General features: G+C 75.0%; 8 protein-coding genes. 5 read left to right on the top strand and 3 right to left on the bottom strand.

From position 1 onward, the window contains the following. The first annotated feature begins 123 nt into the window (after positions 1-123). The 3 genes from Q5694_RS21525 to Q5694_RS21515 all read left to right on the top strand — a co-directional run bounded on the left by Q5694_RS21525 (position 124) and on the right by Q5694_RS21515 (position 3,009). Positions 124-693: a PDZ domain-containing protein gene (locus Q5694_RS21525; RefSeq protein ID WP_333934830.1), complete on the top strand. Its 570-nt coding sequence runs from the start codon at positions 124-126 to the stop codon at positions 691-693. Between the two features lie 145 nt (positions 694-838). After that, positions 839-1,966, top strand: a complete 1,128-nt coding sequence (locus Q5694_RS21520) for an aminopeptidase P family protein (protein WP_333934829.1) — start codon at positions 839-841, stop codon at positions 1,964-1,966. A gap of 47 nt (positions 1,967-2,013) precedes the next feature. Further along, positions 2,014-3,009, top strand: coding sequence for an aminoglycoside phosphotransferase family protein (locus Q5694_RS21515; protein WP_333934962.1), 996 nt, complete (start codon positions 2,014-2,016; stop codon positions 3,007-3,009). 793 nt (positions 3,010-3,802) lie between these two features. On the opposite strand, the gene treZ is transcribed toward Q5694_RS21515, so the two are convergent. Further along, the gene (gene treZ / locus Q5694_RS21510; protein ID WP_333934828.1) at positions 3,803-5,548 is read right to left on the bottom strand and encodes a malto-oligosyltrehalose trehalohydrolase; all 1,746 of its coding nucleotides are present in this window, start codon (positions 5,546-5,548) and stop codon (positions 3,803-3,805) included. Between the two features lie 172 nt (positions 5,549-5,720). On the opposite strand from treZ, the gene Q5694_RS21505 reads away from it, so the two are divergent. Further along, complete coding sequence (locus Q5694_RS21505) at positions 5,721-6,320, top strand: DUF1707 and FHA domain-containing protein (protein WP_333934827.1); 600 nt, start codon at positions 5,721-5,723, stop codon at positions 6,318-6,320. 275 nt (positions 6,321-6,595) lie between these two features. Continuing rightward, on the top strand, positions 6,596-7,933 hold the full coding sequence (locus Q5694_RS21500) for a M14 family zinc carboxypeptidase (protein ID WP_333934961.1): 1,338 nt from the start codon (positions 6,596-6,598) through the stop codon (positions 7,931-7,933). A 69-nt stretch (positions 7,934-8,002) separates the two neighbouring features. Here Q5694_RS21500 and Q5694_RS21495 read toward each other — a convergent pair whose 3' ends face one another. Both Q5694_RS21495 and treY read right to left on the bottom strand, forming a co-directional pair. Next, on the bottom strand, positions 8,003-9,253 hold the full coding sequence (locus Q5694_RS21495; protein ID WP_333934826.1) for a M14 family zinc carboxypeptidase: 1,251 nt from the start codon (positions 9,251-9,253) through the stop codon (positions 8,003-8,005). A gap of 168 nt (positions 9,254-9,421) precedes the next feature. Beyond that, entirely contained in the window at positions 9,422-11,785 is a 2,364-nt protein-coding gene (gene treY / locus Q5694_RS21490) for a malto-oligosyltrehalose synthase (protein WP_333934825.1), read from the bottom strand. Between the last annotated feature and the right edge of the window lie 28 nt (positions 11,786-11,813).

Below are 11,813 nucleotides of genomic sequence, written 5' to 3'. Positions count from 1 at the left end.
CTCCTCAGGGGCCGCTCAGTCTCACTCGTTCGTGGCTCGTCGGCGGCGGAACCGTTGGGTAGAGCGTCTGCCGTGATCGTCCCGCGTCGGCCGGAGGCGATCGGCACCACCCGGAGGCGAGCCATGGAACAGACCGCGCTGCGACCCAAGCCCATGCCGGGCCAGGACCCCGCCGGGGCCCCACCGCAGCAGGCACAGAACGGAAGCGGCCCGTCCCGGCCCCGTCCGCACGCCGCCCGGCGGCGCGGGCGGAGGCTGCTGAACGTGCTGTTCGGCGGCTTCGCCGGAGCCGTCCTGGTGCTGTCCGGCGTCGGGCTCGGGGCGATGGGGTCCACGGTGGCCGCCCACGGCGCCTTCCTCGGCCAGCGCGCACCGCACGCGCAGGCCTCCCCCGCCCCCTCGCCGTCCGCCGCGGCCCCGGCGCCCGAGACCGCGACCCTCGGTGTGCAGGTCATGGACGCCCGCGGGCCCGGCGCCGTGGTCGTCGGGCTCCACGTCCCCGGTCCGGCACAGCGGGCCGGCCTGATCCGGGGCGACGTGCTGCTGACCTTCGGCCGGACCCGGATCGACACGGCCTCCGACCTGGTGCGGGCCGTCGCCCGGGCCCGTCCGGGGCGTGAGGTGAAACTGACGGTGCGGCACCGCGGCGGCGGCTACGAACAGCTCACGGCAGTGCCCGCGGTCGCCGCGTGAGCCGGGACGGGGATCCCGGCCGCCGCCGCGTACGGGTACCGGCCGCCCCTTCGGGACCGGGGGAAAGCCCGCAGACGGCTCGCGCGGCCCTCGTCCGCCGGGCAGGATGCTGCCCGTAGCCCTTCGTCCGTCCTGGGAGGCCCGGATGACCGCGAGTACGGCCGTGTCCTTCACCGCCGACGACTACCGCGCCCGCATGGAGCGCGCCGCACGGTCGGCCGCCGAGGCCGGGCTCGCCGGTCTGCTGGTCGCCCCCGGGCCGGACCTGGTGTGGCTGACCGGTTACACACCCCCGGCCGTCACCGAACGGCTCACCCTGCTGATCCTCGCCGGGGACCGGGACCCCGTCCTCGTCGTTCCCGCCCTGGAGGCCCCGGACGCGGGCAAGGCGGCCGGCGCCTCCGCCCTGGACCTGCGCGACTGGACCGACGGCGAGGACCCCTACGCCGCCACGGCCGCCCTGCTCGCCCCGGCGGGCCGGTTCGGCGTCAGTGACAACGCCTGGGCGCTGCACCTGCTGGCTCTCCAGCGGGCGGTGCCCGGCAGCGCCTACGTCTCGCTCACCGAGGCGCTGCCGATGCTGCGGGCCGTCAAGGACGCGGCCGAACTGCAGCTCATGGCGGCCGCGGCAGCCGCCGCCGACGCCACCTTCGAGGAGATCCGCGCGGTCCCCTTCGCCGGGCGCCGCGAGGCGGAGGTGGCCGCGGACCTCGACCGGCTGCTGCGCCGGCACGGCCACGAGCAGGTCGACTTCACCATCGTCGCCTCGGGCCCGAACGGCGCCGATCCGCACCACGAGGCCGGCGGCCGGGTCATCGAACGCGGCGACACGGTCGTCCTCGACTTCGGCGGCCTGCGCCACGGCTACGGCTCCGACACCTCCCGCACGGTGCACGTGGGCGAACCCACCGACGAGGAGCGCCGCGTCCACGACGTCGTGCGCGCGGCCCAGGAGGCCGGCTTCCGCGCGGTGCGGCCGGGCGCAGCCTGCCAGGACGTGGACCGGGCGGCCCGGGCGGTCATCGCCGACGCCGGGTACGGCGAGTACTTCGTCCACCGCACCGGGCACGGTATCGGGGTCACCACCCACGAGCCGCCGTACATGGTCGAGGGCGAGGAGCAGCCCCTGGTGCCGGGCATGTGCTTCTCCGTGGAACCCGGCATCTACCTGCCCGGCCGGTTCGGCGTGCGCATCGAGGACATCGTGACGGTCACGGAGGACGGCGGGCGGCGTCTGAACACCACCACCCGCGAGCTGGTCATAGTGGAGTGACGCCCCCGATGTCCCCACGAAGCCTCCCGAACGGCAACGGCGCGACCATGACCCAGGCACCCACCCCCTCCGCGGACACCGTCCGCCGGCTGGTCCGCTCCCTGCTCAAGGACGGCGGGGGCGGCGAGGACGGCGTGCGCGGCGCGGAGGGCCGGGGCGGTGCGGCGACCGCGCGGGGCGCCGGCGTAGGGCCCGCCGGCCCCGACGTACGGCCCGCCGGTGAGGGTGCCTCGGCCGCCACCTGGTGGGTCGGGTCCCGCCATGTGCTGCGCCTGGCCCCCGACCGCGAGGCCACCCTCCGCCAGCGCCGGGAACTGCGGCTGCGCGACCTGGTCCGCCCGCACCTGCCCGTGACGGTGCCGGTCAGCGTGGCCTCCGGCGAGTGGGCGCCGGGGCTGAGCTACACACTGGACACCAGGGTGCCGGGCGGCTCCGGCGAGCGGCACGACGTGTCCGCCGTCGGCGAGGCCGACCTCGCGGCGCTGCTCACCGGCCTGCGCGAGGTGCCCGTCCGGCAGGCCGAGTCCCTGGGGGTGCCGCGCACCGCGCCGCGCTCCCTGGAGGCCCTGCGGAGGGCGGCCGCACGGGCCGTGCAGCGCCTGGCCGAGGCCGACGAGTTCGACGCCGCCGGGCTCGACCGGCTCACCGCACCCGCCGCGGCCCAGCTCGCCGCCCAGCCCGGCTCGGCCGTCCTCACCCACCACGCGCTCACCGGCGGCCACCTCGTGGTGAGCGCCGACGGGCGGGTGCGCGGCGTGCTCGGCTGGGGAGGGGCCGTGGTCGGGGACCCGGCGGAGGACATCGCCGGCCTCGCCGCCGCCGTCGGCTCACCGGCCGCCGTACGCGCCGCCACCCTCGCCGGGTACGGCGCCCGCCCGTGCCTGCGGGGCCTGTGGCTCGCCCGCTGCGACACGGTCGTCCACCTCGCCGAAGCCCTCGCCGCCAAGGACACCACCGCGCTGCGCACCCGCCTGCGTCACGCCTGGGAACCGATTCTGCTGGAACGGGTGACGGACCTCGAAGCCCCGAAGGACGTCCCGTAGCGGGCATCGCCGTACGGCGACTTCCGGTCCGATGTGGGGGAGTCCCACCCAACTGCCGCTCGGGCGAGTTGAGTTCCTATCGTCCGGTTAGGCCGTGTTTCTCACCCTTCCTGACTGAAAAGGGAGGGGCCGATTCCTGCCCGCGTGAGAGGGGAGTTGCCGGGAACGGCCCGGACGTCTGTGCGAGTTCTGTGACAACTTGTGGGCCGATGAGGGCCGCGTCATGCCCGAAGGCGCTGCCGGCCTGGGGATCCTCGGCATTGCCGTCGCCGCCCCGATAGCCATGATCACCTATGGCAGGGTGCGCCGGAACCGCGAACGCCGAGGCTGATCGGTCCGCCCGGAGACGTGAACGGGAGTTCGTATGCCACCGCAAAGGGCACAGAGGGAAGTTCGAGCGACCAGGTGGAAAGGATCAGCCGGGACCTTCCTGTCCCTCGCTCTGCTCCTCAACTTCGTGGATGCCTTCTGGAGCCTGGACACAACGGCGTGGCGGGTGGTTCGCTTCTGCGTCTCCACCCTCTTCCTGGTGGGAGTGATCGGCTGGTCGGTCGCCTGGTTCAACGCGAGACGTACGACTTGAGGTCCGTTCCCGTCGTCCGCGGGGATACCGCTCGCAAGAACGGTCCCTCGTAACCCGCCCTGCCCGTGAGCGCCTCCGCTGCCCCCGAGCCGTTGGAGCCCGGGGCAGCGGACGAGCCACCGGTTGCGGTGAGGGACCACTCTCGCGCTGAGCCCATCGAGGCGACCTCCACCGCCCAGCCTGTCGTCGTGGGTCGCCGTCCGGCGGCCGTCACTCCTGCAGCAGCACCACGCCCGACTCGGCGGGTACCCGCACCACCCCGTCCGCCCCGGGTGTGTCCACCGGCTCCCACGCGGCCAGCACGCGGGCGTTCGGCACACCGAGCGGCAGGTCGGCCGGTTCGGCGGCCAGGTTCACCGCCACGAGGACGTCCCCGCGCCGGAAGGCGATCCAGCGCCGTTCCTCGTCGTAGGCGACCTTGGTGTCGGCGAGGTCCGGGTCGGTCAGGTCGGGCTGTGCGTGACGCAGGGCGAGCAACTGCCGGTACCAGGCGAGCACACGCGCGTGCGGCTCGCGTTCCGGCTCCGACCAGTCGAGGCACGAGCGGTCCCGTGTGGCGTGGTCCTGCGGGTCGGGAACGTCCTCCTCCTTCCAGCCGTGCGCCGCGAACTCCCGCCGCCTGCCCTGCCGTACGGCCTCCGCGAGCTCCGGGTCGGTGTGGTCGGTGAAGAACTGCCAGGGCGTACCCGCCGCCCACTCCTCACCCATGAACAGCATCGGAGTGAACGGCGCCGTGAGGATCAGCGTGGCGGCACAGGCCAGCAGGCCGGGGGAGACCAGGGCCGAGAGGCGGTCGCCCTGGGCCCGGTTGCCCACCTGGTCGTGCGTCTGGCCGTAGCCGAGCAGCCGGTGCCCGGCCACCCGGGCACGGTCCAGCGGCCGCCCGTGGTGCCGTTCGCGGAAGCTCGAGTACGTCCCGTCGTGGAAATAGCCGCCGGTGAGGGTCTTGGCGAGCCCGGCGAGCGGAGCCCGCGCGAAGTCCGCGTAGTAGCCCTGCGCCTCGCCGGTCAGCGTGGTGTGCAGGGCGTGGTGGAAGTCGTCGTTCCACTGCGCGTGCAGCCCCAGCCCGCCCTCGGAGCGCGGGGTGATGAGCCGGGGATCGTTCAGGTCCGACTCGGCGACCAGGAACAGCGGCCGGCCGACCTCGGCGGCCAGGGTGTCCACGGCCGTCGACAGTTCCTCCAGGAAGTGCAGCGCGCGCGTGTCCACCAGCGCGTGCACCGCGTCCAGCCGCAGTCCGTCCAGGTGGTAGTCCCGCAGCCACGCCAGCGCGCTGCCGATCAGGAAGTCGCGCACCTCGTCCGAGCCGGGCGCGTCCAGGTTGACCGCGGCGCCCCACGGCGTGTGGTGCGTGTCGGTGAGGTACGGGCCGAAGACCGGCAGGTAGTTGCCGGAGGGGCCGAAGTGGTTGTGCACCACGTCGAGCACCACGCCCAGTCCCAGGTCGTGGGCCCGGTCGACGAAGCGTTTGAGTGCCTCGGGCCCGCCGTAGGGCTCGTGCACCGCCCACAGCGAGACGCCCTCGTAGCCCCAGCCGTGTGTGCCCGGGAAGGGGGTGAGCGGCATCAGCTCCACGTGTGTGACGCCCAGTTCGGCGAGATGGCCGAGCCGTTCGGCGGCCGCGTCCAGCGTGCCCTCGGGCGTGTACGTGCCCACGTGCAGCTCGTACAGCACGGCACCGGCCAGCGGGCGTCCCCGCCACTGCGCGCGCCAGGTGTAGCGCTCGTGGTCGACCACGGCGCTCAGTCCGTCCGGTCCGTCCGGCTGCCGGCGCGAGCGCGGATCGGGCAGCACCGGCCCGTCGTCCAGGGCGAAGCCGTACCGTGAGCCCTCACGCGCTTCCGCCTCGCCCCACCACCACCCCGGCCGTTCCGGATCGCGCTCCAACGCCCGCGTGACGCCGTCGCACTCCAGCGTCACCCGGTCGGCCTGCGGTGCCCACACCTCGAACTGCACGGACGGTTCCCCTTCGTCTGCTCACCGTGATGTAGCCCGTCCATGGTGCTTCAAACACGATCAATCCGCTGGCGCATCCACCCATTTGCGGCGGGTCTCCCCGGTGCCGGGCGCCGGGCGGCCGCCGTCCCGTTTCCTGGACAGTGCGCCCGCGCTGCCCGACAATCACCGGGTGACGTCGTCCTTCGAGTTCAACACGTACCCCGCGCGGCTGTCCGACGCGGAGCGCGACAGGGCGCTGAAGGTGCTCCGGGACGGCGCCGCCATGGGCCGCCTGTCCCACGACACGTTCGTCCGCCGCATGGAACTGGCGCTCGCCGCCCGCCGTCCCGACGAACTCGCCGTGCTCACCGCCGACCTGCCCACCGAGAGCCGCCTTGCCCGCCTGGTGTTCGGCAGCGTCGAGGCGGTCTCCGGGTTCACCGTACGGCTGCGCAGGGCCTGGCAGGCCGAGCGGCTGCCCAAGCTGCTGCTGCCGCACCCGCAGCACGGCCACCCGCTGCGCATAGGACGCGACCCCGCCAGCGGGCTGCGTCTCAGCCACGAGACGGTCTCCCGGGTGCACGCCGAGCTGCGGCACCAGGGCGGCCTGTGGGTCCTGCGCGACCTCGGCTCGACCAACGGCACCACGGTGAACGGACGGCGGGTCGTCGGCGCGGCCGTCGTCCGCGAGGGTGACCAGGTGGGCTTCGGCCGCATGACGTTCCGGCTGTCGGCCGGGCAGGGGCCCGACGGCCCGCGGGACTCACACCCCCACGGCATCGAGCCCTGACGCCCTGACTACGTCCTGACGGCATCACGGCTTGGCGTCCGACCTCATCACGCCCCACCCCCTCCCACCCCCGCACGCCCCGCCGCGCCGGTCCACTGGCCGGAAGCCGGCCCACTCTTCAGCTCTGGCCTGGGGCTTACCGGTTGTAGATCAACCGCGGGTGGCTCAAATGCCGATGCCATCCAAGGTGTTGACGTGTCCTCGAACTCGTGACTGACTGTGCGTACGCCCTCCACATCGGGTGAAGCCACGGCGCCGCATCGGGGAGGTGTGCCCTGCCGCCCCTGCCCCGCTACCCCACCGTCGACGAACTCGGCGTCCGGGCCGCGGCCCTCGTCGCCCGTCACCCCCGGGACGCCCGGCTGCGCCGGGTCGGCACCTCCCGGGCCGGCACCCCCCTGTGGCTGCTGTCCGTCGGCCACGGCGACCGCCAGGCCCTCGTCGTCGCCGGACCCCACGCCAACGAGCCCGTGGGCGGGGCCACCGTGCTGCGCCTGGCCGAGCGGGCCCTGACGGACCCGCGGCTGACCGTCGGCGCCGACGTCACGTGGAACCTGCTGCTGTCCCTCGACCCGGACGGGCTGCGCCGCAACGAGGGCTGGCTGACCGGCCCGTACACCCTCGGCCAGTACTTCCGTCACTTCTTCCGGCCCGGCTTCCTGGAGCAGCCCGAGTGGCTGCCCGACGGCTCGGACGCCGTCGCCCTGCCCGAGACACGGGCGCTGCTCGACGTGCAGGACGAGCTGCGGCCCGTGCTGCAGTGCTCCCTGCACGGCGTAGACGTCGGCGGGGGCTTCGTCGAGCTGACCCACGACCTGCCCGGTCTCGGCAGGCGCCTGGCGCACATCGCCGCACGGCTCGGCATCCCCCGCGAGCTCGGCGCCTACGACGCCCTGTACTGGCCCGGCCTGGAGCCCGCCGTCTACCGCATACCGCCACCGCGCCGGGCCGGCCTGGCCGCCGCCATCACGGAGGCCGCGGTCGCGTCGACCTGGTTCCACCCCCACCGGCACGGCACCGTCACCGCGGTCGTCGAAGCGCCCATGTGGGGCGTGGCGGCCGTGTCGGACGCCTCCCCGCCCCCGGACCGGGACACCGTGCTGCGGGAGGTCAGCCGTACCCTGCGCCACGACACCCACCTGCTGCGGCTGCTGCTGGCCAGGATCCGCCCGCAGCTCACCGGTGTGCCCGACGCGGCCCGTCTGCTCGCCCCGGTCGGCGACTACCTGCTGGTCTGCCCCGGCCTCGCGGACGCCTGGGACCCCGACACCGGCGGCGGGCCGCACCCCATGCCGCCCCTGACCGCCGCGCACCTGGCCGCCCTGCGCATCTCCGGACGCCGGCTGGCGCTGCGCACGGCGGGCCTGCTGCACCAGCTGGTACGGGCCACCGGTCGCGACCCGGGGGGCGTGCTGCCGGAGCTGGACCGGCTGATCGACACCTGGTGCGCCGACTACCGCGACGGCTGCCGGGCGCGCTGGATCCCGGTCGCCCGTCAGGCCGAGTACCAGACGCGCGTGGTGCTCTCGGCGTTCGAACTGGCCGCTCGCCGCGTGCGCCCGGCCGCTCCGTCCGCCGGCCCGGGGCGGGACCCCGGAGCGGCGGTCCCGTAGCGCTTCGCGCCGCTGACGCCCGCGCCCCCCTCGGCTGCGCTGCCGTGCCGCGCCGGCGCGCTGCGCGGGCTACTGCGCCTCCTCGCGCGCGTGCAGCGCCGCCGTGACGACCGTGCGGGCCTGGTGCTCGACCTGGTTCTCCAGCGGCACCCAGCGGGCGCGGAAACGCTGCGCGAACGCGTCGCTCCAGGTGGCGACCAGCGTCTCGAGCTGCTCCGCCGCCCGCTCGTCGGTCCCCCGCAGCACCCGCAGCAGCATCGCCGCCGCACGCAGCGGCACCCGGCGTACGAAGGCGTCGACGCTGCCGACATAGGCCCGGGTCAGGTCGGGGGGCGGCGTGTGGAGCAGGTCCGAGGCCAGACCCGGCACCAGCTCCAGGCCCCACCGGGCCGCCCGCAGCAGCGGCCCGTCCAGTCCGGCCAGCCGGGGCAGCGCGCCGTCGAGCACGCGCGTCACCTCCAGCGCGTCGCGCTGCAGCCGCCGGGCCAGCCGGCCGATGGCAGCAGCCGGGGACGGGTGGGGAGCCGGGTCGTCGACCAGGTCGCTGGCCCACATCGGCACCTCCACCACCGCGGTCAGGCCGCCGTAGCGGTGGGCGTGGTACCAGGTGCTCAGCCGCGCGTCGTCCGGCAGGCTCGGGTACGCCGGCCCGATCCCCTGCGCGGGCATCACATGCACGCCCGGGCCGGAGGCGGGCCAGCCCGCGGCGTCCGACGCGCCGGTCTCCACCGGGATGTGCAGCTCCGCCGCGGACTTGGCGAACGGTTCGGCCAGCCCCGGCACGTCCCGCGTCAGCTGCACCCAGCTGCCGCCCAGGTCCGTGCCGTGCAGCGTCACCTGCAGGTAGGGGCGCAGCTCGTCGATGACGCCGGTCAGGGCCAGGGTCTCGGGCGGCAGCCGGTCCGGCGGCAGCAGGGACGGCGCCCACTCCGGCTGTTCGGGCCCCGCGGGCCGGAAGAAGCCGAGGTGGTAGTCGTGCAGGCTGCGCGGCGCGGGCGTGACGTGCAGGCTCGCCCCGTCGGGGTCCGCGCACAGCAGGAAGTGCCAGGAGATGCCGTCGCGCAGCTCCCGCTGCTCCAGCACCCGGCGGGCGACCGCGAGCAGGGTGCAGGAGCCCGTCGGCTCGTTGGCGTGGGCGCCGGCCACCACCAGGACGGCGCGGCGCGCGTGGCCCACGGACAACAGGTGCAGGGGCCGCCCCGCGCGTGAGGCACCCACCTGCCGCAGGGTGCACACGCCGGGGCGTTGGGCGGTCAGCGCCCGGGCGGCCGAGACCAGTTCGGTCACCGTCGGGTAGCGCAGCTCCGGCAGGACACTCACCCCCGTCACATCCGCCCGAGTTCGCCTTCGCAGTACCCCACGGCCATGGTGCTAAGTCAAGGGCGCGGCGGGGGAGGCTCCCGGGGGCGCTCGGAGGCACCGGGAGCCCGGTCCAGGGGGACGGAGGGCCGGGTCACACCGGACGGTGGCCCGGCCCTCCGTGACGCCTCAGTCGCCCGTCCGCTCCAGCAGCGCCACCGGCAGGTCGGTGAACAGCTCCGCCGGGGCGACCTGACCCGTGAACGCGCGGTCCGGGCGCAGGGCGTCCGACCAGCGGCCCGGGGGCAGCGTCAGCGTCGTGTCCTGCCAGCCGCCCGCTTCCGCCAGCCGCAGCGACAGCCGGGTCACGGCCGTCACCACCTCGCCCGAGCGCGCGAACGCCAGGCAGTGCCCGGCCGCCGCGCCCCTCGCCGGCAACGGCATGTAGGTCGCGGTGTCGCCGAAGGCGCCGGGGCGGCGGGCCCGCACGGCCAGGGCGGCGCGGGTGAGGGCCGCCTTGTCCGCGGACGTGCCGCCGGAGTCCCGGGGCGGATAGTCCACCGCCCGCCGGTTGTCCGGGTCGACCAGGGCCAGGGCCTCGGCCTCCGTGCCCTGGTAGACGTCCGGGACCCCCGGCATGGTCAGGTGGACCAGGGCCGTGCCCAGCACGTTGGCGCGGATGTGCTCCCGCAGCGACTCGCGGAACGCGGCGATCCGCTCACCCGGCGCCCCGCACGGCCCGGCCGCCACGAACCGCTCCACGGCCTCCTCGTACGGCGGCTCCTGCTCGGTCCAGCTGGTGAACAGGCCCGCCTCGCGCACGTGCTTCAGCAGCGCGCCCTGCACCCGCTCCGGCTCCGCCGGACCCAGCCCGAACACCGTCTGCCAGGCCGCCCACGCCAGCTGCGCGTCCGGCACGCCTGCGCCGTCGCGGGTGACCTCCGTGAGGACGTCGGCCCAGCGCTCGGGGCACTCGGTGAGCACGTTCAGCGCCGCCCGGACGTCCGCGCTGCGCTTGGTGTCGTGCGTGGAGACGACCGTCCCGGTCAGCGGCCAGTCGCGCTGCAGGCGCGCGCAGTACGCGTGGAACTCCTCCGGGGACAGGGCGGGACGGCCGGGGTCGCCGCCCACCTCGGTCGCCGACAGCAGCGGCACGTACCGGTAGAACGCCGTGTCCTCCACGGACTTGGCCCGCAGCGCCGAGGAGGTCTGCGCGAACCGCGTGCGGAACTCCACATGCGCGGGGCCGTCGCCGTACCGCCCCAGCACCAGGTCCCGGACCACGTCCACCGCCCCGGCCTCCTCGGGCACGGCGAAGGCGTGCCGGGCCTCGGCCGCCGCCTCCTCGGTCACCACCGACGCGGCGCCGGTGGACTCGTAGGGCCGGTAGACCTCCATGCGCACCAGCAGCTCCTGCAGCGCGGTGCGCAGCGCCCAGGGCGCGCGGTCGCGCAGAGCCGGTTCCGGCGAGGAGGCGCACAGCCGGGTCGCCACCCGCGTCAGCCGGTCCGTCTCGGTGGCCAGCTCGTGCGTGAGGACCTTGTACGCGGCCCGCCGCACGGTCGCCTCCCACTGGCCGCCCCGGTCGGTCTGGGGGGCCGCGAAGCGGCGGTAGTGCCCCAGCAGGTCCCCGAAGCCGGCCGGGTCGGCGAACACCCCGTCCACGTGCCGCAGGGCGTCGTAGCCGGTGGTGCCGGCCACGGGCCAGGAGGCCGGCAGGTGCTCGCCGTCGGCCAGGATCTTCTCCACGACCGTCCAGCGGCCGCCCGTCGCCTCGTGCAGGCGGGTGAGGTAACCGTCGGGGTCGGCGAGCCCGTCGGGGTGGTCGATGCGCAGCCCGTCGATCACGCCCTCGTGCAGCAGCTTCAGGATCTTGTCGTGGGTGGCCTCGAAGACCTCCGGGTCCTCCACGCGCACGCCGATCAGCTCGGAGATGCTGAAGAACCGCCGGTAGTTGAGCTCGGTGCGGGCCAGCCGCCACCACACCGGGCGGTACCACTGCGCGTCCAGCAGGTGCGGCAACGACAGGTCCTCGGTGCCCTCGCGCAGCGGGAAGACGTGGTCGTAGTAGCGCAGGACGTCCCCGTCGACGCGCAGCTCGTCGAGCACCTCGCCCAGCGGCCCGCCGAGCACCGGCAGCAGCAGCTGCCCGCCCTGGGCCTCCCAGTCGATGTCGAACCAGCGGGCGTAGGGGGACTTCGGGCCCTCGCGCAGCACCTCCCACAGGGCGCGGTTGTGGCGCGGGGACATGGCCATGTGGTTGGGAACGATGTCCACCACCAGGCCCAGCCCGTGCGCGCGGGCGGTGCGCGCCAGCGCCCGCAGGCCGTCCTCGCCGCCCAGCTCCTCGCGCACGCGCGCGTGGTCGACCACGTCATAGCCGTGCGTCGAGCCCGGCACCGCCTCCAGCACGGGGGACAGGTGCAGGTGCGAGACGCCGAGCGAGGCCAGGTACGGCACCGCGGCCTCGGCTGCTCCGAACGGGAAATCGCGCTGCAACTGCAGCCGGTAGGTGGCCGTGGGCACCACCGGGTCAGGTCGCTCAGGTGTCATGCAGAGCTAGGTACCCGCACACCCGGGG

It is taken from the genome of Streptomyces sp. AHA2, assembly GCF_036857595.1.
Lineage (GTDB): Bacteria > Actinomycetota > Actinomycetes > Streptomycetales > Streptomycetaceae > Streptomyces.
The sequence above is the reverse complement of the archived record's forward strand: the minus strand, read 5'-3'. Positions and strand labels throughout refer to the sequence as shown.

What these genes read in the sequence shown, in the direction of transcription:
- Q5694_RS21515 (WP_333934962.1), top strand. Translation starts at nt 2,014, where the DNA reads ATGACCCAGGCACCCACCCCCTCCGCGGACACCGTCCGCCGGCTGGTC.
- Q5694_RS21520 (WP_333934829.1), top strand. Translation starts at nt 839, where the DNA reads ATGACCGCGAGTACGGCCGTGTCCTTCACCGCCGACGACTACCGCGCC.
- treY (WP_333934825.1), bottom strand. Translation starts at nt 11,785, where the DNA reads ATGACACCTGAGCGACCTGACCCGGTGGTGCCCACGGCCACCTACCGG.
- Q5694_RS21525 (WP_333934830.1), top strand. Translation starts at nt 124, where the DNA reads ATGGAACAGACCGCGCTGCGACCCAAGCCCATGCCGGGCCAGGACCCC.